General features: G+C 31.1%; 27 protein-coding genes. 8 read left to right on the forward strand and 19 right to left on the reverse strand.

The window, feature by feature from the left end; genetic code table 11:
• Window positions 1–12: 12 nt before the first annotated feature.
• The 15 genes from rplN to rpsL form a co-directional block, all read right to left on the reverse strand.
• On the reverse strand, window positions 13–384 hold the full coding sequence (gene rplN, locus R3342_RS10520) for a 50S ribosomal protein L14 (protein WP_318939997.1): 372 nt from the start codon (window positions 382–384) through the stop codon (window positions 13–15).
• Window positions 385–386: 2 nt separating this feature from the next.
• Window positions 387–644, reverse strand: coding sequence for a 30S ribosomal protein S17 (gene rpsQ / locus R3342_RS10525; RefSeq protein WP_318939998.1), 258 nt, complete (start codon window positions 642–644; stop codon window positions 387–389).
• Window positions 645–663: 19 nt separating this feature from the next.
• Window positions 664–855, reverse strand: coding sequence for a 50S ribosomal protein L29 (gene rpmC, locus R3342_RS10530; RefSeq protein ID WP_318940000.1), 192 nt, complete (start codon window positions 853–855; stop codon window positions 664–666).
• 15 nt (window positions 856–870) lie between these two features.
• A complete protein-coding gene (gene rplP, locus R3342_RS10535; protein WP_318940001.1) occupies window positions 871–1,299 on the reverse strand; it encodes a 50S ribosomal protein L16 in 429 nt (142 codons plus the stop codon).
• 23 nt (window positions 1,300–1,322) lie between these two features.
• Window positions 1,323–2,054, reverse strand: coding sequence for a 30S ribosomal protein S3 (rpsC, locus tag R3342_RS10540; protein ID WP_318940003.1), 732 nt, complete (start codon window positions 2,052–2,054; stop codon window positions 1,323–1,325).
• 12 nt (window positions 2,055–2,066) lie between these two features.
• Complete coding sequence (gene rplV / locus R3342_RS10545) at window positions 2,067–2,471, reverse strand: 50S ribosomal protein L22 (RefSeq protein ID WP_318940005.1); 405 nt, start codon at window positions 2,469–2,471, stop codon at window positions 2,067–2,069.
• Between the two features lie 9 nt (window positions 2,472–2,480).
• Window positions 2,481–2,759, reverse strand: a complete 279-nt coding sequence (gene rpsS, locus R3342_RS10550) for a 30S ribosomal protein S19 (RefSeq protein ID WP_318940007.1) — start codon at window positions 2,757–2,759, stop codon at window positions 2,481–2,483.
• 7 nt (window positions 2,760–2,766) lie between these two features.
• The gene (rplB, locus tag R3342_RS10555) at window positions 2,767–3,591 is read right to left on the reverse strand and encodes a 50S ribosomal protein L2 (protein WP_318940008.1); all 825 of its coding nucleotides are present in this window, start codon (window positions 3,589–3,591) and stop codon (window positions 2,767–2,769) included.
• 11 nt (window positions 3,592–3,602) lie between these two features.
• The gene (rplW, locus tag R3342_RS10560; RefSeq protein WP_318940011.1) at window positions 3,603–3,893 is read right to left on the reverse strand and encodes a 50S ribosomal protein L23; all 291 of its coding nucleotides are present in this window, start codon (window positions 3,891–3,893) and stop codon (window positions 3,603–3,605) included.
• A 9-nt stretch (window positions 3,894–3,902) separates the two neighbouring features.
• Window positions 3,903–4,532, reverse strand: coding sequence for a 50S ribosomal protein L4 (gene rplD, locus R3342_RS10565; protein WP_318940013.1), 630 nt, complete (start codon window positions 4,530–4,532; stop codon window positions 3,903–3,905).
• Window positions 4,532–5,149, reverse strand: coding sequence for a 50S ribosomal protein L3 (gene rplC / locus R3342_RS10570; protein ID WP_318940015.1), 618 nt, complete (start codon window positions 5,147–5,149; stop codon window positions 4,532–4,534). Before rplC ends, rplD begins: the two co-directional genes overlap by 1 nt.
• A gap of 149 nt (window positions 5,150–5,298) precedes the next feature.
• Window positions 5,299–5,604 carry a 30S ribosomal protein S10 gene (gene rpsJ, locus R3342_RS10575; protein WP_075342599.1) on the reverse strand — a complete coding sequence of 102 codons (306 nt, stop codon included), beginning with the start codon at window positions 5,602–5,604 and terminating at the stop codon, window positions 5,299–5,301.
• A gap of 17 nt (window positions 5,605–5,621) precedes the next feature.
• Window positions 5,622–7,712, reverse strand: a complete 2,091-nt coding sequence (fusA, locus tag R3342_RS10580; RefSeq protein ID WP_318940027.1) for an elongation factor G — start codon at window positions 7,710–7,712, stop codon at window positions 5,622–5,624.
• An 11-nt stretch (window positions 7,713–7,723) separates the two neighbouring features.
• Window positions 7,724–8,200, reverse strand: coding sequence for a 30S ribosomal protein S7 (gene rpsG / locus R3342_RS10585; protein WP_318940029.1), 477 nt, complete (start codon window positions 8,198–8,200; stop codon window positions 7,724–7,726).
• 23 nt (window positions 8,201–8,223) lie between these two features.
• The gene (gene rpsL / locus R3342_RS10590; RefSeq protein ID WP_318940030.1) at window positions 8,224–8,598 is read right to left on the reverse strand and encodes a 30S ribosomal protein S12; all 375 of its coding nucleotides are present in this window, start codon (window positions 8,596–8,598) and stop codon (window positions 8,224–8,226) included.
• Between the two features lie 162 nt (window positions 8,599–8,760).
• Between rpsL and R3342_RS10595 the strand changes: the two genes are divergently transcribed.
• The 7 genes from R3342_RS10595 (at window position 8,761) to rlmB (ending at window position 21,615) form a co-directional block, all read left to right on the forward strand.
• Window positions 8,761–10,446 (forward strand): hypothetical protein, encoded by a 1,686-nt coding sequence (locus R3342_RS10595; protein ID WP_318940032.1) that lies wholly within the window; start codon window positions 8,761–8,763, stop codon window positions 10,444–10,446.
• Window positions 10,447–10,646: 200 nt separating this feature from the next.
• Window positions 10,647–13,856 (forward strand): SusC/RagA family TonB-linked outer membrane protein, encoded by a 3,210-nt coding sequence (locus tag R3342_RS10600; RefSeq protein WP_318940034.1) that lies wholly within the window; start codon window positions 10,647–10,649, stop codon window positions 13,854–13,856.
• Window positions 13,857–13,868: 12 nt separating this feature from the next.
• Window positions 13,869–15,281: a SusD/RagB family nutrient-binding outer membrane lipoprotein gene (locus R3342_RS10605; protein ID WP_318940036.1), complete on the forward strand. Its 1,413-nt coding sequence runs from the start codon at window positions 13,869–13,871 to the stop codon at window positions 15,279–15,281.
• Window positions 15,282–15,497: 216 nt separating this feature from the next.
• Window positions 15,498–18,494, forward strand: coding sequence for a TonB-dependent receptor (locus R3342_RS10610; RefSeq protein WP_318940037.1), 2,997 nt, complete (start codon window positions 15,498–15,500; stop codon window positions 18,492–18,494).
• A gap of 12 nt (window positions 18,495–18,506) precedes the next feature.
• On the forward strand, window positions 18,507–19,925 hold the full coding sequence (locus R3342_RS10615; protein WP_318940040.1) for a RagB/SusD family nutrient uptake outer membrane protein: 1,419 nt from the start codon (window positions 18,507–18,509) through the stop codon (window positions 19,923–19,925).
• 19 nt (window positions 19,926–19,944) lie between these two features.
• Window positions 19,945–20,793 (forward strand): hypothetical protein, encoded by an 849-nt coding sequence (locus tag R3342_RS10620; RefSeq protein ID WP_318940042.1) that lies wholly within the window; start codon window positions 19,945–19,947, stop codon window positions 20,791–20,793.
• Window positions 20,794–20,868: 75 nt separating this feature from the next.
• Entirely contained in the window at window positions 20,869–21,615 is a 747-nt protein-coding gene (gene rlmB, locus R3342_RS10625) for a 23S rRNA (guanosine(2251)-2'-O)-methyltransferase RlmB (RefSeq protein ID WP_318940044.1), read from the forward strand.
• A 67-nt stretch (window positions 21,616–21,682) separates the two neighbouring features.
• Here rlmB and R3342_RS10630 read toward each other — a convergent pair whose 3' ends face one another.
• The gene (locus R3342_RS10630) at window positions 21,683–22,357 is read right to left on the reverse strand and encodes a rhomboid family intramembrane serine protease (RefSeq protein WP_318940046.1); all 675 of its coding nucleotides are present in this window, start codon (window positions 22,355–22,357) and stop codon (window positions 21,683–21,685) included.
• Between the two features lie 118 nt (window positions 22,358–22,475).
• On the opposite strand from R3342_RS10630, the gene R3342_RS10635 reads away from it, so the two are divergent.
• Window positions 22,476–23,750, forward strand: coding sequence for a replication-associated recombination protein A (locus tag R3342_RS10635; RefSeq protein WP_318940047.1), 1,275 nt, complete (start codon window positions 22,476–22,478; stop codon window positions 23,748–23,750).
• On the opposite strand, the gene R3342_RS10640 is transcribed toward R3342_RS10635, so the two are convergent.
• Genes R3342_RS10640 through R3342_RS10650 form a run of 3 tightly spaced genes read right to left on the reverse strand, consistent with a single transcriptional unit; the run spans window position 23,747 to window position 26,521 of the window.
• Window positions 23,747–24,571: a hypothetical protein gene (locus tag R3342_RS10640; protein WP_318940049.1), complete on the reverse strand. Its 825-nt coding sequence runs from the start codon at window positions 24,569–24,571 to the stop codon at window positions 23,747–23,749. The genes R3342_RS10635 and R3342_RS10640 overlap by 4 nt on opposite strands.
• A gap of 25 nt (window positions 24,572–24,596) precedes the next feature.
• Window positions 24,597–25,970, reverse strand: coding sequence for a DUF5723 family protein (locus R3342_RS10645; protein ID WP_318940050.1), 1,374 nt, complete (start codon window positions 25,968–25,970; stop codon window positions 24,597–24,599).
• Complete coding sequence (locus tag R3342_RS10650; protein WP_318940052.1) at window positions 25,967–26,521, reverse strand: hypothetical protein; 555 nt, start codon at window positions 26,519–26,521, stop codon at window positions 25,967–25,969. Before R3342_RS10650 ends, R3342_RS10645 begins: the two co-directional genes overlap by 4 nt.
• Window positions 26,522–26,533 lie beyond the last annotated feature (12 nt).

Raw genomic sequence — 26,533 nt, forward strand, 5'->3', positions numbered from 1 at the left:
CTTATTGTTTTATTAAAGCACTTCAGGTGCTAATGATACAATTTTCATAAACTGTTTTTCACGAAGTTCCCTAGCAACTGGTCCAAAAACACGAGTTCCTTTCATTTCACCAGAAGTAGCGTCTAATAATACACAAGCATTATCATCAAATCTTATGTAAGATCCATCTTTTCTTCTAATTTCTTTCTTCGTTCTAACAACAACTGCTTTAGAAACTTGACCTTTTTTAACTGTTCCATTAGGTGTAGCATCTTTAATAGATACTACTATTTTATCACCAATAGAAGCATATCTTTTTTTAGTTCCTCCCAAAACGCGGATAACCAAAACTTCTTTAGCTCCAGTATTATCTGCTACTCTTAATCTTGATTCTGTTTGTAACATAATTATTTAGCTCTTTCTAGGATTTCTACTAATCTCCAACGTTTAGATTTACTCATTGGACGAGTTTCCATTATTTTAACAGTATCACCAATATTGCAATCATTTTTCTCATCGTGTGCAACATATTTTTTTGTGCTTGACACGAATTTTCCGTACATAGGGTGTTTCACCTTTTTTACTTCAGAAACAACTATAGATTTCTCCATTTTGTTACTTGAAACTACACCTATTCTTTCTTTTCTAAGATTTCTTTTTTCCATCTTTTACTTCTGAATACAATTATTGTAATTCTCTTTTAGTTAATTCTGTAGCAACTCTGGCTACACTTCTTCTAAGGGCTCTCAATTGCATTGGAACTTCCAATGGTGATATTGTATGAGCCATTTTTAGATCAATATAACTTTTCTTTAAACTTCCAAGTTTATCTTGTAACTCTTCCGTTGATAATTCTTTAATTTCTGATTGTTTCATTTTCTTAATCGGTTATTAAGCGTTATCAAAATCTCTAGCTATCACAAACTTAGTTTTCACAGGAAGTTTTTGCGCTGCTAAACGTAAAGCTTCTTTTGCTACTTCAATAGATACTCCTCCTACTTCAAATAGAATTCTACCAGGTTTAACAACTGCAACAAAATATTCAGGAGCTCCTTTACCTTTACCCATACGTACTTCTAATGGTTTTTTGGTAATTGGCTTATCTGGAAATATTTTAATCCATAATTGTCCTTCTCTTTTCATATGTCTAGTAGCTGCAATACGCGCTGCTTCTATTTGTCGAGATGTAAGTAAGTCTTGGTCTAAAGATTTGATACCAAACATTCCGTTAGAAAGTCGGTGCCCTCTTTGTGAGTTTCCATGCATGTTCCCCTTCCCCTTCTGTACTTTACGATATTTTACTCTCTTTGGCTGTAACATTTTACCTTCTAAATTTTAAAAATTTATTTTCTTTTACGAGGGGATTGAGAACGTCTTGAGTTTCCTCTTGAACCTTTATCTGATTTACCTTGTTTTTTAGATAAACCAACTAATGGTGATAATTCTCTTTTACCATAAACCTCGCCTTTCATAATCCATACTTTAACACCTAATCGGCCGTAGGTAGTATGAGCTTCTACAAGTGCATAATCAATATCTGCTCTAAAAGTTGAAAGAGGAATTCTTCCTTCTTTATAGTGTTCTGAACGTGCCATTTCAGCACCATTTAAACGACCTGAAATTTGAACTTTAATTCCTTCAGCATTCATTCTCATAGTTGCAGCGATAGCCATTTTAATTGCTCTTCTATATGAAATTCTATTTTCAATTTGACGAGCTATACTTGAAGCTACTAAACGTGCATCTAATTCTGGACGTTTAATTTCAAAAATATTGATTTGTACTTCTTTACCTGAGATTTTTTTAAGCTCTTCTTTTAACTTGTCTACCTCTTGTCCGCCTTTCCCAATAATAATACCAGGTCTTGCAGTAGTGATAGTAACGGTTACAAGTTTAAGTGTACGCTCAATAATTACAGATGAAACACTTGCTTTAGATAATCTGGCATTTACATACCTTCTTATTTTATCGTCTTCAGCAATTTTATCTCCGTAGTTTCTTCCTCCGTACCAGTTAGATTCCCATCCTCTGATAATTCCTATTCGGTTTCCTATTGGATTTGTTTTTTGTCCCATTTCTACTTCTGATTAATTGCTTACATTTTTACTTCCTAAGATTAATGTCACATGATTAGAACGTTTTCTAATTCTGTGAGCTCTACCTTGTGGAGCTGGTCTTAATCTTTTTAACATACCTGCGCTGTCTACAAAAATTTCTTTAACAAAAAGTCCAGCGTCCTCAATATTTGAATCCTCATTTTTTGCTTGCCAGTTTGCAATAGCACTCAATAATAATTTTTCAAGATTTATAGATGCTTCTTTTGCATTGAATTTTAAAATTTGAAGAGCTTTTTCAACTTCAACTCCTCTAACTAAATCTGCAACTAAGCGCATTTTTCTTGGTGACGTAGGACAACCTGTAAGCTTAGCAAAAGCTAATTGCTTTTTCTCTTCTTTTATTTGTTGTGCTCTTATTTTTTTTCGAACTCCCATGATTACCTACTATTTTTTACCTTTATTTTTAGCACCAGCGTGTCCTCTATAGGAACGTGTTGGTGAAAATTCTCCTAATTTATGCCCTACCATGTTTTCTGTAACATAAACTGGTACAAACTGACGACCGTTATGAACAGCTATTGTTTGTCCTACAAAATCTGGTGTAATCATAGAGGCTCTTGACCAAGTTTTGATTACTGATTTTTTTCCTGACTCAATATTAACTTGAACTTTTTTATCAAGTTTATGAAAAACGTAAGGTCCTTTTTTTAATGAACGTGCCATATCTTAATTATTTTTTTCTACGTTCTATAATATATTTATTACTCGCTTTAACCTTAGATCTTGTTTTGAATCCTTTAGCAGGAATTCCATTTCTTGATCTTGGGTGTCCTCCAGATGAACGACCTTCACCACCTCCCATTGGATGATCCACAGGATTCATTACAACGGCTCTAGTTCTAGGTCTTCTTCCTAACCAACGAGTTCTACCAGCTTTACCTGAAACTAATAATTGATGGTCAGAGTTTGACACTGCACCAATTGTAGCAACACAAGTAACTAAAATTAATCTAGTTTCTCCTGAAGGTAATTTAATGGTTGCATATTTTCCATCTCTTGCCATTAATTGAGCAAATGATCCAGCACTACGAGCAATAACAGCTCCTTGACCTGGATGTAACTCTATACAAGAAATTGTAGTTCCTAAAGGAATTTTGCTTAACAACATAGTATTTCCAACATCAGGAGTAGCTCCATCGCCTGAAATTACTTGTTGTCCAACTTTTAATCCTGCTTGTGCTATAATGTATCTTTTTGCTCCATCTGCATAATGCAATAAAGCAATAAATGCAGTACGATTTGGATCATACTCAATACTTTTAACTATTGCAGGAACATCGTTTTTATCTCTTTTAAAATCGATAATACGATATTGTTTTTTATGACCGCCACCTAAGTAACGCATAGTCATTTTCCCTCTGTTGTTTCGACCTCCAGATCTTTTTTTCGGAGCTAATAAACTTTTCTCCGGCTTATCAGTAGTTATGGTGTCGAACCCATTTACTACTCTAAAACGCTGACCTGGTGTTATTGGTTTTAATTTTCTAACTGACATTGTATCTTTTCTTAGATATTGCTATAAAAATCAATATTATCTCCTTCTGCTAACTGAACTATTGCTTTTTTATACCCTCCAACTTTAGCCTGAACAACACCATTTTTAGTGTATTTAGACTTTCTTTTCATAGGGTAATTCATAGTTTTAACACTTTCAATTGTAACACCGTAAACTTCTTCTACAGCATTTTTAATTTCAAGCTTGTTAGCTTTTTTATCTACTACAAATGCATAACGGTTAAATAGTTCGCTATCACTTGTTGCTTTTTCTGTTATAATAGGTTTAATTAAAATACTCATTTTCGTTACCTATTTAGTTAAATTAGATTCAATTCCTTCTAAAGAACTTTCAGAAAGAATTATTTTATTCGCATTTAATAATTCGTAAGTGCTTAATCCTGAATTCATTACGGTTTTAACACTTTTTAAATTGCGCGATGACAAATATACATTATTATTTTGTTCAGCCAATACAAATAATAATTTTTTGTTTTCTACTCCTAAAGCCTTTAAAACATTAGTAATATTTTTAGTTTTTGGAGTTTCAAAACTGAAGTCTTCCACAACTAAAATATTATTTTCTTTTGCTTGAATACTTAAGGCTGATCTACGTGCTAATCTTTTTAAATTTTTATTTAATTTAAAAGAGTAATCTTTAGGTCTAGGACCAAAAATTCTACCACCTCCTCTAAAAACTGGAGATTTAATACTTCCTGCACGAGCTGTACCTGTACCTTTTTGTTTTTTAATTTTTCGAGTACTTCCAGCTATTTCACCTCTTTCTTTAGCTTTATGAGTTCCTTGTCGTTTATTAGCCAAATATTGTTTTACATCTAAATAAACGGCATGATTATTTGGCTCAATACTATATACAGTATCAGAAAGTTCAACTTTTCTTCCTGTATCTTTTCCTTGTATGTCTAAAACTGATACTTTCATTATTTCTGAATGATTACATAAGCGTTTTTATGACCAGGAATTGCTCCTTTAACCACAAGTAGATTCTTTTCTGGAACTACTTTTAAAACTCTTAAATTTTGAACTGTAACTTTATTTCCTCCCATTCTTCCTGCCATTCGCATTCCTTTGAATACTCTAGCTGGATAAGATGCTGCACCAATTGAACCTGGCGCTCTTAAACGGTTATGTTGACCGTGAGTTGCTTGACCCACACCACCAAATCCGTGACGTTTAACTACTCCTTGAAAACCTTTTCCTTTTGAAGTTGCTGAAACATCAACAAACTCTCCTTCAGTAAAAAGTTCAACAGTAATTTGATCTCCTAATTTGTGCTCCTCATCAAAACTTTGAAATTCGATAACTTTTCTTTTAGCAGTGGTTCCAGCTTTTTTAAAGTGGCCATCTAAAGCTTTATTGGAGCTTTTTGCTTTTTTGTCATCGAAACCAAGTTGAAGGGCTTTGTACCCATCTACTTCTTCGGTTCTGACTTGGGTAACTACACAAGGACCTGCTTCTATAACTGTACATGGTATATTTTTACCACTTTCGTCATATAAACTGGTCATTCCGATTTTTCTTCCTATTAACCCAGACATGTTTATTTATTAATTAATTATTTATTATTCTATTTTTATTTCAAAAAAACAGGGTCAAAATACTTCAACCCTGAATGTATTTTTCCGTTTTTCCTTCGTCAACCGCTCCGGACAAGTCACCGAAATTTCCATTTCGATGTTTAAAGTACTTAAACTTTAATTTCTACTTCAACACCACTTGGTAATTCCAATTTCATTAAAGCATCAATTGTTTTTGATGAAGAACTATAAATATCTAATAAACGTTTATAAGCACTTAATTGAAATTGTTCTCTAGATTTTTTGTTTACGTGTGGTGAACGCAATACAGTAAAAATCTTTTTATGAGTTGGTAATGGAATTGGTCCGTTTACAACTGCACCCGTACTTTTTACGGTTTTTACAATTTTTTCAGCAGATTTATCTACTAAATTGTAATCGTATGATTTTAATTTTATTCTAATTTTTTGACTCATCGTTAATAATTTAGAGATTAACCTTTTGCTTTTGCTATTACTTCTTCTGCTATATTGTTTGGAGTTTGTTCGTAATGTGAAAACTCCATAGATGATGTAGCTCTACCTGAAGATAATGTTCTTAATGTAGTTACATATCCAAACATTTCAGATAAAGGAACTGTTGCTTTTACAACTTTAGCTCCAGATCTATCATCCATTGCATTTACTTGTCCTCTTCTACGGTTTAAATCTCCAACTACATCTCCCATATTTTCTTCAGGAGTAACAACCTCTAACTTCATAATAGGCTCAAGAATTACAGCTTTTGCAGCTTTTGCAGCAACTTTATATCCCATTTTAGCAGCTAATTCAAAAGATAATTGATCTGAATCCACTGCGTGAAAAGATCCATCATATAAAGTAATTTTTAAGCTATCCATTTCGTAACCTGCTAATGGTCCATTTTTCATAGCCATTTTGAATCCTTTCTCAATTGAAGGAATAAATTCTTTTGGAACGTTACCACCTTTAATTTCATTCACAAAAACTAATCCTGGTTTATCGTCATCTGCAGGCTCCATTATAAATTTAATGTCTGCAAATTTACCACGTCCACCAGATTGTTTCTTATAAACTTCACGGTGATCCGCTTTTGCAGTAATAGCTTCTTTATACTCTACTTGTGGCTGACCTTCATTTACTTCAACTTTAAATTCACGTTTTAAACGATCTACAATAATCTCTAAGTGTAATTCACCCATTCCAGAAATAATTGTTTGACCAGAAGCCTCATCTGTTTTAACTACAAATGTTGGATCTTCTTCCGCTAATTTACCTAAGGCCATCCCTAATTTATCTACATCCGCCTTAGTTTTAGGCTCCACAGCAATACCAATAACTGGCTCAGGGAAAGTCATAGATTCTAACACTATTGGATGTTTTTCATCACAAAGTGTATCTCCTGTTTTAATATCTTTAAAGCCAACTGCTGCTCCAATATCTCCAGCTTCAATTCTAGCAATAGGTTCTTGTTTATTTGAATGCATTTGATAAATACGTGATATACGTTCTTTTTTACCAGAACGAGTATTTAACACATATGAACCAGCATCTAAAGCTCCTGAATAAGCACGGAAAAATGCTAAGCGACCAACAAATGGATCGGTTGCAATTTTAAATGCTAAACCAGCAAATGGTTCATTAACATTTGGTTTTCTAAAAGCAGGTTGTTCTGTTTTTGGATCAAAACCTTCAATAGCTTCAATATCTAATGGAGAAGGTAGAAAACGCATAACAGCGTCTAACATAGCTTGAACCCCTTTATTTTTAAAAGCAGAACCACACATCATTGGTATAATAGACATATCAATAGTTGCAGCACGTAATGCAGCAATTATTTCATCTTCAGTAATTGAATCTTCATCTTCAAAGAATTTTTCCAATAATTCTTCATCATATTCTGCAACAGCTTCTACTAATTCAGCTCTATATTTCTCAACATCATCAAGTAGTTCAGCTGGAATTTCAATTTCTTCATAGGTCATACCCATATCAGCTTCATTCCAAACAATTGCTTTTTTGGAAATCAAATCTACAACACCTTTAAAATCTATTTCATCTCCTATTGGAACTTGTAATGGAACAGGGTTACCTCCTAACATTTCTCTAACTTGTTTACAAACGTTAAAGAAATCAGCACCTTGACGGTCCATTTTATTTACAAATCCTAATCTAGGTACTTTATATTTATCTGCTTGTCTCCAAACTGTTTCAGATTGTGGTTCAACACCATCAACAGCACTAAACAATGCAACAACACCGTCTAAAACTCTTAATGAACGCTCTACTTCAACCGTAAAATCAACGTGACCTGGAGTGTCAATAATATTTACTGCATATTCTTTACCTCTGTAAGGCCATTTACAATGCGTAGCTGCAGAAGTAATTGTAATACCTCTTTCTTGCTCTTGCTCCATCCAGTCCATTGTAGCAGCGCCATCATGAACCTCTCCAATTTTATGTGAAACACCTGTATAGTATAAAATTCGCTCAGTTGCAGTAGTTTTACCTGCATCAATATGAGCTGCAATTCCAATATTTCTAGTGTATTTTAAATCTCTTGCCATCTCTTACTTTATTAAAATCTAAGGTGTGAGAATGCTTTATTAGCATCAGCCATTTTGTGAACATCTACTCTTTTCTTAACTGCTGCTCCTTCTTCTTTTGCAGCTGCAAGAATCTCGGCAGCTAAACGTTGCGCCATAGATTTTTCATTTCTTTTTCTTGAATAATTAATTAGCCATTTAATTGCGATAGATACTTTTCTATCTGGTCTAATTTGTGCTGGTATTTGAAATGTTGCACCACCAATTCTTCGGCTTCTAACCTCAACTTGTGGCATTACATTACTTAACGCATCTTTCCAAACTTCAAGACTTGATTTTTCATCGTCTTGTTTCTTTTGTTCTACAATATCTAAAGCATCGTAGAATACTTTAAAAGCTACGGATTTTTTACCATCCCACATTAAGTTATTTACAAAACGCGTAACTAATTGATCATTAAATCTTGGATCTGGTAAAAGAACTCTTTTTTTCGCTTTCCTTTTTCTCATCTCTTTACATTAAAGTTTTTAAATTACTTTTTTGGGGCTTTTGCACCATATTTAGATCGACGTTGAGTTCTTCCATCAACACCTGCTGTATCTAATGCTCCACGAACAATATGATACCTAACTCCTGGTAAATCTTTAACCCTTCCACCTCTAACTAATACTATCGAGTGCTCTTGCAAATTATGTCCTTCTCCAGGAATGTAGGCATTTACTTCGTTACCATTTGTTAACCTTACCCTTGCTACTTTACGCATAGCTGAGTTAGGTTTTTTTGGTGTTGTAGTATATACACGTGTACACACTCCTCGTCTTTGAGGACAAGAATTTAAAGCAGCCGATTTACTCTTCTTAGTTATTTTGGTTCTTCCTTTTCGTACTAATTGCGAAATTGTTGGCATACTAAAATTTTGTTATTAATTACTTTTAAATTTACTTAGCTCTTTTCTAAGAGTTTGCAAATCTACAAATAATTTCTTGTTTTTCAAACCTGTAATTATTTTATTTTTTATTAAAATTACACCATATTATTATAGTATATTAACAAACTAATTTTTGTCAATTTGAAAAGCAAGCTAAATTCAATATTATTAATGTTGTTTGTTACCTGTTTTGAAGGGATTAACGCGCAACATTTTCAATTAAATATTTTTACAAAGGACAGTTTAAATACAAATGTTTTAAAAAGAATTCCTTATAAAAAAGAACATTTAAAAAGACAAAGCGCAACCACTGAAATAAAAAATATTTCAAAAATATTAGTTAAAGCTGGTTACTTTAATAACACCTATAATATAAAGGAGAAAGATTCTATAATTAATTGCACTTACACCTTAAATAAAAAGTTTGATTCTATTAGAGTTTATTATACTCCTAAACTGAATCAAAAGTTATTAAATAGTTTAACCAACATTAAAGCTACAACAACCTATTTTGAAGTTTCTACCAATGAAATTGAATCTACTTTAAACTCCATTATTAATTTTTATGAATCTCAAGGTTTTTCATTCACTTCTATCTATTTAAATAATATAAAAGAAAATAACCATTTACTTACAGCTGATTTAATTATTGAGCCTTCTAAAAAAAGACAAATTACAAATGTGATTATAAAAGGATACCCTAACTTCCCTAGAAAATTTTTAAATTATTTTGTTAAAATTAAAAAAAACACCGTTTTTAATACCAAAACGTTAAAATCAATTAGTGATAGATTAAATCAATTACCTTTTATATCTCAAATTAAAAAACCTGCTGTTTTATTTAATAAAGATTCTACTTCTGTATTTTTATATCTTAAAAAGAAATCAAATAATAATTTTGATGGAATTATTGGATTTGCAAATCAACCATCTAGTAATAAAATTCAATTTAATGGATATGTAGATTTAAATTTAAATAATATTTTTAACAATGGAGAGAACTTAAAGTTAAACTGGAAAAGTTTCCAAAAATCTAGCAAATCCCTAAACATCCAATTTAATGCACCTTACATTTTTAATACTCCTATCACTCCAAATTTTGAGTTTTCAATTTTTAAACAAGACTCAACTTACTTAAATTCCAAAACTGCTGTTCAATTAGCATATCAAATTAATCAGAATACTAAATTCACCATAATATATAATGGTGAAAAATCAAATTTAACTGAATCTCCCATAACGAATAATAACCTTGCTGATTTTAATAACAATTATTATGGAGCTTCTTACACCTATTTTAAAAGAAATATTTTTAATGATTTCCTTCCGTTCAAATTTTTAATAGAAACCCAATTTTTAATTGGAAACAGAAAAATTTCAGCAACAAAAGAACAACAAACAAAACTTAACATAAAAGGAACTTACCTAATAAATTTTAATACTAAAAACAGTATTCTCTTTAAAAGCGAAAATGCCTTATTGAATTCTAATAATTATTACCAAAATGAACTTTACAGAATTGGAGGTATTAACACCATTAGAGGTTTTGATGAGCAAAGTATATTTACCTCAAAATATAGTATTTCTTCTGTAGAATATTATTACACCTTAAATAAAAACAATGCTTTATACACTATTACTGATATTGCTTTTTTAAAAGACGATTTTAATAACGTTAACCAAAAACTATATAGTATTGGTTTTGGTTTATCCTTTAAAACTGAAAAAAGTATTATTAATATAAGTTATGCTTTAGGTAAAACAGGCAGAATTCCTTTCGATTTTAGAGATTCAAAATTTCATTTGCGAATATCACACCCTTTTTAAACAAAAAATTAATTCATTTTCTAACAAAAAAACACTTAATCAGTCTAAATAAACATTTCTTGTTTAATATTAATAATAATTTAACCTTATTACTAATGATGTGATAATTTTTACCTCTCCTTGTGAGTTTAATACTAAAAAGTTTGGAATATTAACAAATTATTAAGATTTTTGGCCTAATTAATTCAAATAATTATATAATGAAAACAAAGTTTAATGGTTTTTTAACGTTAATCTTAGCGTTATTAGTGCAAGTTGTTTTTGCACAAGAAAAGACAGTTACTGGAGTTGTTTCCGATGCAAACGGACCACTACCAGGTGTTACTGTTTTAGTTAAAGGTACCAGTACAGGTACTCAAACAGATTTTGATGGTAATTATTCAATCAAAGCAACGGTTGGTTCTACTTTACAATTTAGTTTTGTAGGAATGACTACAGTTGACAAAGTAGTTGGTGCATCAAACTCTATCAATGTAAAAATGGTTGAGAATGCTCAAATGCTTGATGAAGTTGTAGTAACTGCATTAGGTATTAAACGTGATGAGAAATCATTAGGTTATTCTACACAAAAAGTATCAGGAGATGATATCAATACCTCTAAACAAAATAACTTTGTAGACGGTTTATCTGGTAAAGTTGCTGGTATTCAAATTAAAAGATCTACAAACATGGGTGGATCTACAAACGTAGTTATTCGTGGTATCACTTCATTAACTGGTAACAACCAAGCTCTTTTTGTAATTGATGGGGTACCTGTTGACAACTCTAACACTAATGCTAGTGGACAAAAAACTGCTAGAGGTGGATATGACTTTGGTAATGCTGCATCAGATATTAATCCTGATGACATTGAATCAGTTAACGTATTAAAAGGTGCTGCTGCATCTGCTCTATACGGTTCAAGAGCTGCAAATGGTGTAGTAATGATTACTACAAAAAAAGGAGCAAAAAATGGACAAAAATTTAGTATAACTGTAAACAGTAGTTTAACTACAGGTACTATTGACAAGTCTACTTTCCCTAAATATCAAGATCAATATGGTGCTGGTTATAGTAACTATTATTATGGTTCAACTGGGGCTTTTGAAGATTATGATGTAAATGGAGATGGTATTTTAGACCTTGTAACTCCTTTAACAGAGGATGCTTCATATGGTCAAGCATTTGATCCAAACTTATTAGTGTATCAATGGAATTCTCTTGATCCAGCTTCTCCATTATACCAACAAGCTACTCCTTGGGTAGCAGCAAAAAATGGTCCAAGCACTTTCTTTAATACTGCTGTTACAGCTGTAAACACTTTAAGTATTAATGGAAATACTGAAAATGGAAGTTACCGTTTTTCTTATACTAATTTTGATCAAAATGGTATAATGCCAAATGCTTCTTTAGGAAAAGACAACTTTACCTTTACTGGATCATTTGATTTAAATGACAAATTAACTGTTGCAGGTTCTGCAAACTATATTAAAACTAAAGCTGTTGGTAGAAACTTAACTGGTTATAGTGATAATATATTAACAAGTTTTAGACAGTGGTTCCAAGTAAATGTGGATATACAACAACTTAAAGATGCTTACTTTAGCACTAGAAGAAATGTTACTTGGAATTATCATTCACCAACTGATTTAACTCCAATATACTGGGATAACCCATATTGGGTACGTTATGAAAATTATGAAAACGATGGAAGAAATCGTTTTATTGGTAATGTTTCATTAAATTATAAATTAACCGATTGGTTAAGTGCTTATGGTAGAGTGTCTGTTGATACCTACAACGAAATGCAAGAAACTAGAATTGCAATTGGAAGTTTAAACCCATCTCAATATACACGCTTCAATAGAGATTTCTCTGAATTCAATTATGATTTTATGTTAAATATTGATAAAGACCTAAGTGACAACTTAAATTTAAAAGGTGTTATAGGAGCTAATATTAGACGTAATGTGATAAATTCTATTTATGCTTCTACTAATGGAGGATTAGTAGTTCCTAGATTATACTCTCTATCAAACTCTAAAAGTGGTATTTCTGCTCCTCAAGAATATGCAGGTAGAATAGGTGTAGATGGTATTTACGCTAACTTATCACTTGGATACAAAGATTTCTTATTTTTAGATTTAACAGGAAGAAATGATACTTCTTCAACGTTACCATCTGATAATAACAGCTACTTTTATTCTTCAGTTTCTTCAAGTTTAGTATTTTCTAAATTAATTGAAGCAGATTGGTTATCTTTTGGTAAAGTAAGATTAAACTATGCTGAAGTTGGTAATGATGCACCATTTAATAGTTTAGTAGATACATACACTAAACCTGATATTTATGGAACTCAAACTCTTTATTCAGTTTCAAGTACTAAAAAGAATCCTAACTTAAGACCTGAACAAACAACAAGTTGGGAAGCAGGTTTACAAATGAAATTCTTAAAAAACAGAGTTGGATTTGACTTTTCATACTATAAAACAAACACAAAAGATCAAATTATGCCTGTTGCCATAACTGGTGCTACTGGTTATACGAACAAATATGTAAATGCTGGTGAAGTAGAAAACAAAGGTATTGAGCTAAGCTTAAATGCTACTCCAGTACAAACAGATAATTTCTCTTGGAATATGGGTATTAATTTCTCAAGAAACCGTAACAAAGTATTATCTTTATTTGATGGTGTAGACAATCTACAATTAGGTAGTTTCCAAGGAAATGTTACTTTAAATGCTGCTGTTGGTCAACCTTACGGTATTCTTAGAGGTACAGATTTTGTTTATTTAAACGGTAAACGTGTTATCAACTCATCAGGATATTATGAAGTTTCTGCTGGTTCTGCTGAAAACATTGGTAATGTTAATCCAGATTACAATGCTGGTATTAGCAACAGTTTTAAATACAAAAACTTATCTTTAAGTTTCTTAATAGATATTCAAAAAGGTGGAAGTTTATTCTCTCTTGACCATTGGTATGGAGAAGGGACTGGTATATATGCTAGCTCTGTTGGTTTAAATTCTTTAGGAAATCCTATTCGTAATACTATCGCAAATGGTGGTGGTTTAATCTTAGATGGTGTTCAAGCAGATGGTTCTGTTAATACTATTCCTGGTAGATATGACTATTATGGTAATGCATTAGGTTGGGGTAGAGCTCCAAATGCATTACATGTTTATGATGCTTCTTACATAAAATTAAGAGAAGTAGCTATAACTTATGACTTACCAAGTAAAATGCTTGAAAAATCATTCTTTAAATCAGTTCAATTCTCATTAACTGGATCCAACTTATGGATTATACACAAAAACTTACCTTATGCTGACCCAGAATCTGGATTAAGTTCAGGTAATTTACAAGGATACCAAAGTGGTGTAATGCCAACTACTAAAGATGTAGGATTTAACGTTAAATTACAATTTTAATTAATGAAAAAAATGAAAAAACTAATTTTTATATTAACGCTAGTTGTCACTTTCTCATGTAGTTCAGATTTGACTAACATGAATGTTGACACTAAAAATGCTGTAGTTGCACCAGGGGAAACCTTGTTCTCTAACGCACAAAAGAACTTTGTAGACTTTATGCAAAGTACTAATGTAAACGTAAATAATTTTAAAATGTTTGCACAGTACTGGACAGAAACTACATATACAGACGAAGCTAACTACGACCAAGGTAGAGCTATACCTCGTAACCAATGGAATAGACTTTATAGAGATGTACTAAAAGATCTTAAAGAGGCTTCTACAAATATTGCTGCCGATGTTGATCCATTAGCTGATCCACAAATTACAGTTAATAAACAAGCAATGATTGAAATAATGAATGTTTATACCTATAAAGTTTTGGTGGATACCTTCGGAGATGTGCCTTATACTGAAGCTCTTGATATAAACAATGTAAACCCTGTTTATGATGATGCAGCTACTATTTATGCAGATTTATTGTCTCGCTTGAATACTGCTATCGCAAATTTAGATCCTAGTTTCGACGGAATGGGAAATGCTGACTTGTATTATAATGGAAGTGTAGCTAACTGGATAAAATTTGGAAATGCATTAAAATTACAATTTGGTGTTATGATGGGAGATGCTGCAACAGTTAGTGCTGCTGCTGCAGATACATTTACATCTAATGCAGACAATGCAACATTAGAATATTTACCTTCTACACCAAATACTAACCCACTTTGGGTAGATTTAGTACAAAGTGGTCGTTCAGATTTTGTTGTAGCAAATACACTTGTTGATAAAATGGCTGCAATTGAAGTTACAGTTCAAGATCCTCGTCAAGCTGTTTTTATGGATGATAATATCGTTCCATATACTGGAGGTCCTTATGGAGATAATAATTCTTATAATTCCTATACTCATATAGGTCCTACTCTTGAAGATCCTACTTTTGCTGGTACAATCTTCAGTTTTGCTGAAACTGAATTTTTAAAAGCAGAAGCTGTTGAAATGGGACTTTTAACAAGTGGCACAGCGGAAACATACTATAACAATGGGGTTACTGCTTCTATTGAAGAATGGGGTGGAACAGCTGCTGAAGCTGCAGATTATCTACTTCAACCAACCGTTGCATACTCAACTGCTGCACCATCTTGGCAAGAAACAATCGGTAACCAAGTTTGGTTAGCACTATATGGTAGAGGTTTTGCTGCTTGGACTCAATGGAGATTTTTAAATTACCCAACATTAAATGTTGCTGTTGGATCTGGTTTACCAGTTCCTTTAAGATTGACATACCCAGTAGTTGAACAAACCTTAAATGGAACAAATTATACTGCTGCATCTGCTAATATAGGAGGTGATAGTTTAGATACTCCTTTATTCTGGGATAACTAATATATAAGTATATATTTAAATAAAAAAAAGAGTGGTAATTACCACTCTTTTTTTTATTTAATAACAATTCTTTTTCTTTTTTAACGCAACTTATCAAAAATAAAATCATCTTTAATAAAAGTGCTAATTTAAATTAACATTAATTTAACCAAAAATTAGGTTTTTTAAGATTAATTTAAGATTTTAGTACAAAAATTAATTCAAACAAATTTTAATATGAAAACATGGTTTAAAAGTTTTTTAACACTTTTATTAGTGTTATTAGTGCAAGTTAGTTTTGCGCAACAAAAAACAATTACAGGTACGGTTTCAGATGAAGGCGGTCCATTACCTGGAGCAAATGTCATTGTTAAAGGTACTAATAATGGTACTCAAACAGATTTTGACGGAAACTATACACTAAAAGCATCGGTTGGGGATGTAATAGTATTTAGTTATGTTGGTATGAACAACATAGAAAAAACAGTTGATAACCAAAACGTTATTAATGTAGTTTTAAAGTCTTCTAATGTTTTAGACGAAGTGGTTATTATTGGTTTTGGTCAACAAACAAGAAAATCTGCATTATCTTCTGCGGTTTCAACAGTTACCGCTAAAGAGCTTGAAGAACTTGCACCTTCAACTAGTTTAGATAACATGTTACAAGGTAAAGCTGCTGGGGTACAAGTTGTAGCTCAAAACGGTAAACCTGGTAATGGAGCATTTATTAGAGTTAGAGGTGTAGGGTCATTGAATGGTGGAGAACCTCCATTATACATTATTGATGGGGTTAGAGCTTCAGCTGATGATATGGCAGCAATTAACCCTTCTGATGTTAAAGAAATGTCTGTTTTAAAAGATGCTTCTACAACTGCTATTTATGGTGCTGAAGGTGCCAATGGTGTTGTTGTAATTACTACTCATAGAGGTAGTAATAAAGAAGGTTCTATTAGATTCCAATCTAGAGTAGGTTATTCTCAAAAAGTAGCAGATAATTTTACAATGATGAATGCTGAACAAAAACTTCAATATGAAAAAGAATTAGGAATAGGAACAGGAGCTAGCGCTACAGATGCAGAAATCGCACAATTAATATCTCAAAACCATAACTGGCAAGATGATTTATTAAAAAAAGGGTTATTAACTTCTAAATCAATCTCATTTACTGGTGGGACAGAAACTTCAAACTATTTTGCTTCTATTTCAAATGACACTGATGGTGGTATTATTGATGCTGTAAATGCATTTAACAGAATTACAGCCCGTTTAAACTTAGACACTCAAGTAAAAGAATGGCTAACATTAAATTTAAGCTTTAGTGCAACACATAATGTTACAAGTGATCCTAGAGATAGAAATAATGCGCAAAACCCATTTAGAGCAATGTATGATTACAATCCATATGAAACATTATATAATGTAGATGCTAATGGAAATATTATTTTAGATGCTAATGGAGAGCCAACTTATAACTTAACTCATACTGGATTTCCAATTGCAGAAGCAATTAGAACTAATCCTGAAAGTTTAAAAAACACTACTTTTTGGGCTAGTATTGGAGCAACAATTAAGCTTACAGATGAAATCTCATTAAATACTCGTTTCTCCCCAAAATACAATGTTTATACACGTGAATACTTTATTGAACCTGGATCTATATTAGATGGTTATGTTGGTGACCCAGATAAACCAGGTATTAAAACAGATAATGGTAGTCATAATTATGGTTACTCATTTGTAAATCAAGCAAACTGGACTAAAACTTTTAATGAAAAACATAACGTTAATGTTTTAGCTTTGATTGATTATTTTTATACAGAATTTGATAGCTACAGTTTATCATCAAAAGGTTTTTCTAATCCAGATATATCTGTTCAATCTGTTGCTGCTGAAGCAACTGCAGCTACAACAGCAAAATCAAATGCAGCTTCATTAGCTTATGCAGTAAAAGCAAATTACGATTTTAGTGAAAAATATATTGCAACTGCTACATTCAGAAGAGAAGGAAACTCTAGGTTTGGTGCAAACAGTAAATTTGGTAATTTCTGGAGTGCGAGTTTAGCATGGAATATAGCTAAAGAAAACTTTATGAGTTCAGCAGAGTTTGTAACTGATCTTAAACTAAGAGGATCTTATGGTGTAACAGGTAATACTTCAGGTATTGGACGCTATAGTCATTTAACTACATTAGGTTTAGGAAGCTATAACAACTTAAACACATTATTCCCATCACAAGTAGGTAACCGTAATCTAAAATGGGAAACTTCAAAACAAATGGATATAGGTTTAGAATATAAATTATTTGATGGTCGTTTATGGGGTGTTGTAGATTATTATACTAAAAAAAGTGAAGATTTACTACAAGATAGACCGCTATCTGGGTTTGGAGGATTTGCTTCAATTACTGATAATGTTGGTTCTTTAAAAAGTTCTGGTTTAGAAGTTGAAATTGGTGGTGAAATCATTAAAACTGATAATTTTGTTTGGACAATGGGAGGTAATATCAACTTCTATTCAACAAAAGTAGATAAATTAGCTGGTGGAAATGATATCATTATGGGTAATTTAATACTAAGAGAAGGTGAAAATGCTTTCACTTATTACGTTCCTCGCTATGCTGGTGTTAACCCTGCAAATGGTGATGCTTTATATTATGATACAGAGGGTAACATTGTATTGGACCCTAGTGGAGAAGAAGTACTTTTAAAAGGAAAAACTCCTTTTGCAAAATTAGACGGAGGTTTTTATACTTCTGCAAAATATAAAGGGTTTGAATTATCTGCTAACTTCTCATATAGATATGGAAATTATATTATGAACTATATGGAATGGAATATGTTAAGTGATGGTGATAATGCCAATGACAACCAACGTGTTGATGCATTTAATTATTGGAAAAATCCAGGAGATACTAATGTACTTCCAAAACCAAATAACAACTCAAATCAAGTTACAGATCGTTTCTTACAAGACGGTTCTTATATAAGATTGAAAAGTTTAACTGTAGGTTATACTATACCACAAAGTTACCTAAGTAAAACACCAATAGATTCATTTAGAATTTATTTCCAAGGTCAAAACTTATGGACTTATACACCTTACTATAAAGGAGACCCAGAAGTAGGTATTGGGTCAGGAGAGACTCAAACAACTGTCTTAATTCCTGGTGAATTTTCTTTATATAGTTATCCTATTACTCAATCATATTCATTTGGAATTGATATTAAATTTTAAATTAAAGAAATTATGAAAAAAATATTTTATATACTATTTGCAAGTATGCTAATAATCACATTAGCATCATGCGAAAAAGATTTAGATACAGTACCATTTGATGCGGTTGATGCAGCATCTGGTATAAAAACTGCTAATGATGTTGAAAACACATTACTAGGAGCTTATGGAAGACTTAGAGGAGGCAATTACTATGGTGGTGAATTTTTGGCTAAGCCAGATATTTTATCTGATAATTTAATTATTAATCCTCAAGGAAGACTTTCAAATAAAACTAATTACGAATGGAGATATAATCCAAATGTGCCTTGGAGTATGTACACTGATTGCTACCGAGTAATTTACTCTGCAAATTTAGTACTTAAAAATATCGATAAAGCTGGAAGTAATGCCAGTGATATAGAAGGAGAAGCCTTAGCCTTAAGAGCTTTAGCTCATTTTGATGCTCTTAGAGTTTATGCACAAATTCCTGTAAGATCTGGTGCTAATGCAACATTAGGTTTACCATATGTAACTGAACCTGATCCACAGATTTTACCTGCAAGAGAAACTGTAGGTAGTAATTATGCTAATTTAATTTCTGATTTAACTACAGCTGCTTCTAAAATTGGTGCAGATAATGGAGAAGGACGTATGAATAAAGCAGCAGTTTATGCACTTTTATCAAGAGTATATTTATATATGGGAGAATGGCAAAATGCTAGTGATGCTGCAGATAATGCTATAGCGAATTCAAATACGCCAATTGCAAGTAGAACTGATTTTCCATTAGTATGGAAAGATGCAAGCCGAGAAGGAGTATTATTCTTAGTAAGAAACACTTCACAAGATGGTATTAGTGTTGGAGTACCTTATAGCCAAACAAGTCCTGCAGGTACTAAATCTGAATATGTAATTGATTATGATTTCTATCAAATGTATGTTAACGAAGATGTTAGAAAATCAGCATATATTTTTACTTCTGTTTTTGAAGGAAATAGTTATAATAACATTAACAAATACCTTGGAAGACTTACAGGTGATGCTAATGTTGTTGATATGAAAGTATTAAGAATGGCAGAAGTTTATTTAAATAAAGCGGAAGCTTTAGCAGAATTAGATACTCAAGATGCAGCTGCATTAGCTGCTTTAGATGTAGTACGTTCTAATAGATATTCAAATTTCACCTCTCCAGGGGAAACCGGTACAGCTTTAAAAAATGCTATTAAAAAAGAACGAAGACTTGAATTAGCATTTGAAGGACATAGATTTTTTGATCTAAAACGTTGGGGACAACCAGTACAACGTTCAAATTATGGAGAATTTTCTGATGGAAGTGGAACTCCTTCTCTTTATCAAACTTTACCAGCAGATGATTATAAATTTCAATTACCAATACCTCAAGATGAGATAAATGTAAATCCTAACGTTGAACAAAACCCTGGTTATTAATTAATTTAAATTACAACTTATGAAAAAAATAATGAAATATTTCTTATTTATCGCAATAATTAGCGTTTATCTTGTTGCTTGTGATAAAAATGAAACTGTATATAATCCATTAAATTATGATACAGACTCATTTATAGCTTTAGCTAAAAGCGAAGGAGTTATAACTGAAAATAATACTGGTGCCTATAATGTGGTTGCATTATTAGGAACTACCTCTCATACAAGTGAAGTAAGTATTGACTTTTCAATAAGTTCTACTTTTGTAGAAGGTGTTGACTATGAAGTATTGGATGGAAAAACTAGTTTTTCATTTGCACCAGGTGTGTACTCTGATACTTTAAAAATTAAACCTATTAATAATGCTATTTCTGATGGAGATAAATTAATAACTGTAAATTTAGGAACTCCAAGTAATACGTTTAATGTTGGATATCCAGGACCTACCAATACTTTAGGTAAGTATACAAACGTAACTATTATAGATGATGATTGCCCATTAGATATTTCAACTTTTGTAGGAACTTATTCTGCAAATGAAGAAGGTTATTGTGATGGTTGTTATGAAATTGATGCTGTTCTTGGTCCAGACCCAAATACAATTATATTATCAAATTTATGGGATTCAGGTTTTGTTGCAACAGCAACTTTAAACAATGATGACCCTGATAATCCAATTTTAACTTGGACAGATGGTGAATATGTTTCAGATTCTTATGGAGGTACATACATCTATAACTGGGCAGCATACGGATATTCATCTCCTATTTCAAGCTTTAGAACTTGTGATAATTATATGAATTTAAACGGGATTTTTGACTTAACTCTATATGGAGGATATTCTTTCCATATTCAATTAACAAAAAAATAAATATTTTTAATATTCATAATAAAAAAACCATCTCTTTTGAGATGGTTTTTTTTATTATAGTACATTTGCAACATCATGGAAAACGAAATTTCAAAAATATTTGGTATTAGAGCAATTATAGAAGCTATAAATGCAGGAAAAACCATTAGCAAAGTTTATTTACAAAAAGGTTTAAGTGGTCATTTATTCTCAGAATTAAATACAATTATAAAAAGAGAAGCAATTGCCACAAGCTATGTTCCTGTAGAAAAACTAGACAGGCTTTCAAAATACAGCAACCACCAAGGTGTAGTTGCTCAAATTTCTCCAATTGAATTTGTGGAATTAGACGATTTAATTACGTCTACATTAAACAAAACCACTACTCCTCTATTTTTGCTATTAGATAGAATTTCAGATGTAAGAAATTTTGGTGCTATAATTAGAACAGCAGAATGTACAGGAGTTGATGGAATTATAATTCCAAACCATGGTAACGCCCCAATTAGTGCAGATACAATCAAAACCTCTGCAGGTGCTGCTTTTAAAGTCCCTATTTGCAAAGTAGATCATATTAAAGACGCCATTTTTCAATTCCAGTCTGCCGAAATTCAATTAGTAGCTGCTACTGAAAAAACAGACGATTTAATTTATGACATAGATTTAAAAGTTCCTACTGCTATAATAATGGGTTCAGAAGATAGAGGAATCCACCCATCTATTTTAAAATTGGTAAATTATAAAGCAAAACTACCTTTATTAGGTGAAATAGAATCTTTAAATGTTTCCGTAGCTTGTGGTGCATTTTTATATGAAGTTACAAGACAGCGTTTAAAAAGTTAAAAAACACCGTTACTTTTTTAATTTACTAAGGAGAAAATTTTATTTACTAAGGAGCTTTTTATTATTTCTAAGGTGTTTTTTGTTCCTCATCAATAATTTCTATATTAGGAATAAAATTACCGTCTTTATCAAAATGTTTTTCAAAAGCTTCGTTTTCTGAAAAAACAAACTGTTCTGGTTGCGGTCCTTGTTTTCTAAAAATATAAGCAAATAAAAATCCGACTAAAAACCCAGACAGATGTCCTTCCCAAGAAATTTTTTCTTCTACAGGAAAAACATACCAAATCATACTTCCGTATAAAAAAACTACGGCTAATGAAAGTGCAATTAATCTATAATATTTTCTAAATATTCCGCTAAAAAAAACAAAGCTAACTAAAAAATATACTACACCACTTGCCCCTATATGATATGCTGGTCGTGCAAACGACCAAGTCAATAACCCTGTAAGTAAAACTCCTATCAATAATACCTTTGTAGCAATTTTTTTATAAAAAAAGTACAAACTTCCAAGCATAACTGCTAGCGGAATACTGTTATTAAATATATGAGAAACAGAACCATGAATAAATGGGGAAAAAAATATGCCTCTTAATCCTTTAAAGGTTTTTGGGTATATACCATATTTATTAAAATTATATCCATAATTAATTTCTATAAAATAAACTCCCCAAATAATAACTAAAACCGAAATTGGAACAACTAATGTCAATCTATCTATTTTAGCTTTTCTATTTTTCATTGTATAAAAATACAAATTGACATGATTTAATCTCTATTTTTTGGATATAAAAAAATCAAAGTACTTCTTACTACAAATGGAATGCTTTAAAATTTATTTTTATTCGTATTTTTACACTATGAAAGCACCTTTAGCAGAACGAATTAGACCTAAAGTTTTAGAAGATTATATAAGCCAGCAACATTTAGTTGGTGCTGAAGGTTCACTTACACAGCATATTAAACGAGGTATTATTCCTTCCTTAATATTCTGGGGGCCTCCTGGAATTGGCAAAACCACGTTAGCTAACATAATTGCTAAAGAATCTAACAGGCCTTTTTACACGTTAAGTGCCATTAGTAGTGGTGTTAAAGATGTTAGAGATGTAATTAATAGTGCTAAACAAAATGATGGTTTATTTACCACTAAAAATCCAATTTTATTTATTGATGAAATTCATAGATTTAGCAAATCTCAGCAAGATTCACTTTTAGGTGCCGTTGAAAAAGGTTGGGTTACTTTAATTGGTGCAACTACTGAAAATCCTAGTTTTGAAGTAATTCCTGCATTATTATCACGTTGTCAGGTATATATATTAAATGCTTTTTCAAAAACTGATTTAGAACTTTTATTACAACGTGCTTTAAAAGAAGATGATTTTATTGCATCAAAAGATATTACCATAAAAGAATCTGAAGCTCTGCTCAAAATTTCGGGTGGTGATGCCAGAAAACTCTTAAATATTTTTGAATTGGTAGTAAATTCAGAAGATGAACCTATTATAATTACCAATGATTTAGTACTATCTAAAATTCAAAAAAATACCGTTTTATATGATAAAGCTGGAGAGCAGCACTATGATATTATTTCAGCATTTATAAAATCAATTAGAGGTAGTGATCCAAATGCAGCCGTTTATTGGTTAGCTAGAATGATTGAAGGTGGCGAAGATGTTAAATTTATTGCCAGAAGAATGCTAATTTTAGCTTCTGAAGATATTGGAAATGCAAATCCAACCGCTTTAATAATGGCTAATAATACGTTTCAGGCAGTTACCACAATTGGTTTTCCTGAATCACGAATTATTTTAAGTCAATGTGCCATTTATTTAGCAAGTTCCCCAAAAAGTAATGCTAGTTACGAAGCTATCAAAAATGCGCAACAATTAGTTAAGGAAACTGGAGATTTATCTGTTCCGCTACATCTAAGAAATGCTCCTACAAAATTGATGAAAGAATTAAATTATGGTAAAGATTATAAATATGCTCATAGTTTTGAAAACAATTTTGCAGAACAAGAATTTTTACCAGATGAAATTATTTCTACTAAATTATTTGAGCCTGGAAATAATAGCCGAGAAAATTCAATGCGTGAGTTTCTAAAAAAGCGATGGTTAAATAAATACAATTATTAATTTTTTCGGTTGTATTCTTTTACCCCTTTTACAGTATCTATTTTTATATTCCCTTGCTTAGTTAATTGCATTAGTTGCGGCTGTTTATAAGCCACCCATTTAACTATAAATATATTTGGTTGTGATGTTTTATACGCTTTTGCAATTTCAAAATTTTCATCGCCACTAAGTATTTTAAAATTATGATTATCTTTTACAATAGTACAAATACCATAATCTCCAATTTGGTATTTACCTACTATATTTTTATTACTAACCTCTGCTACTACTATTTTTTTAGGTACTCTTTTTTCTTTTTTCACAACTGATTTTGGAAGTGTAACATCCTTTATCACAGTTTTTGAAACTACTTTATTTTCCTTAGTTTTCTCTCTTATTTCTGGTTTAGGAATTGGTTTATACTGGTAATTTACATTTTCAATATCTCTAAATGCAGCTCTAATAGCTTCATTATAAGCTTTTCTATAATCTTTTAATTTTGATTTTCCTTGACGAGTTGTAAAAACAATATTATTATTACAATCTAACAATTCGATAGTAACTCTAGTACTAAATATATTAGGGTTATTTATTATACGAGTAGTTAAAGCTTTACACCTGTTTTCTGCTAAATCATTTGGATAAGATTCATTGGTTAAAAAAACGGTAAAACCTGCTTTATTAAATAAAAATTTAGTTAAAGAATTTATTTGATGTATATCTGGTGATCGTTGAAATTCAAATTGATTTGGAACTAGAATATATTTGTAGTTATTTAATTTGCTTTGTGAAAAACTAAATGTTGTAAAGAATATGGTAATTATAATTATTATATTTTTCATTTGAATTATGGTTTTAGTAAAAGTACTAATTTTTCTTATTAAATATAAAGTTTATCCCTAATTGTATATTAGCGCTTTTGGCATTATACACATTGGAGAGGCTAATTAAATTATCTGCTGCTAAATACATGTTAAAAGCTTTAAAATGGGTAGAAATACCCAAACCAATATTGGTGGATGAAAAAGGATCGGCAGTATAGGTAATTTTAGTTTGTAAATATTTATTTATTCTTTTTTCATAAAACAAAGTCGCTGCTAAATAAGAATGTACAGCTCCAACAGTAGAAAATAATTGCAAACCCATTTTATCTGTATAAGTATCTAATTCTTTTGAAAAATGGCAATCATCGTAATAAGGTCTACCAAAAGAATATGCAATACTTCCGTTTAATTTTATAGGTCGTAAAGAAGAATATTTGGTATAAATAGTATCTAAAACTACCTGATTATCAAAATCATCTTTTAAATTTTGCCAATATGTTTCAGGATTTGCAGGATCAAAATTTAATTGAATACCTTCTACTTCATAAGATCCTTTTACGCTGTACGATTCTACATTTTGTTTATAGTTTATAAATCCAAAATCTAAAATACTTCCTGTAATAGTCCAATGCTTTTTTGGATGATACGTAAAACCAACATCTATACCAACTCCTAAATTACCTCCAAATAATAGTTTCTTTTGAATATAGGATTGCGTTATTACGTCCGTATTATCAAAAAACACTCCTGAAGTCTGCAGTAAAAAGTTAACATTATCTATATATTGTTTGTAAATATTGTTTGTGCCGTTTTCTAAATATAATTCTCCTGAATTCTGTTTAGAATTTGCATTAAAAACACTGGAGTATATTTTAAATCTCCCTCCTACCTGCCATTTTTTATTTATTTTTTTGGATAATCCAACATGTAAAACGCTCAATAATTCTGCTCTTGCAGCCATTTTTTTAATAGAATAATGACGGCCTATAACTGAATTTCCCTCATAAAACAAATCCACTAAATCACGTGGAATTTTTGCTAATGCATTAAATTCTTCATAGAATCCAAAGGATAAATAATTATTATTATTTAATCGAAATCCGGCATTAATTATTTCTAATTGTTGATTTGTCTCCAAAAATTCAGCCTTTCCGTATTTATTAATTGCTTCTCTAATTTTATCATTAATAGGAACTCCATTATTTGCAAAAATATCATAGGTTGTAAACCCCGTAAATCCACCTTGAAAAGATATTTGTGAAAGTAATGGAAACCCAATATGAAATTGATTGTAAACTTCCGCTCCAGGATTTAATAGTAAGGTTTGTGGTAAGTTATTAAAATCGTAAAGCACTTGCTTGTTTTGAGCAACACTTTGCAAACTTATAAATAAAAACAGATAAATTATTTTCCTCATATTTTTCTGTAATTATAAAATAATTTAACGGATGATTTTAAGTTTAAATTTGCAGTTTCAGTTCCATCTAATGTACTTCCATCTGAACTAGGTTCTAATTTTACTAAAAAGCCAAAAAAACGTGTGTTTTCTATTACACTAATATCATCTGTTGGTATTTCTAAAATATAAGTAGTTGCTTCTGAATTTGGTGCTACTACTACCGTTGGTTGAAGTGTATAAATTAATTGGCCTGCATCATCAAAAAAATTGAAATTAAAGTTAAATTGTCTATTAAAGGAGTTTGAGATAATTAAAGTAAATTCAACCTTTTCAAGATATTTGATAGTTGTTTTATCAATTGGAGCATCAATTAAATCTGTTGAATAGGTTATTTCATTATTATTGTTATCTAAAAATTTATCCGCAGTAAAATCTGCATAAATTAAAGTTGATGTGTAAACAGCATGAACATTTACATCATCAATTTGATTAAAATCAACTTCTTTTGTACAACTAGTTAAAGTTATTAAAATAGATAATATAGTTATGTAGTAATATCTGGGGTTCATAATGGTAAACTT

The organism is Lutibacter sp., from assembly GCF_033723435.1.
Lineage (GTDB): Bacteria > Bacteroidota > Bacteroidia > Flavobacteriales > Flavobacteriaceae > Lutibacter.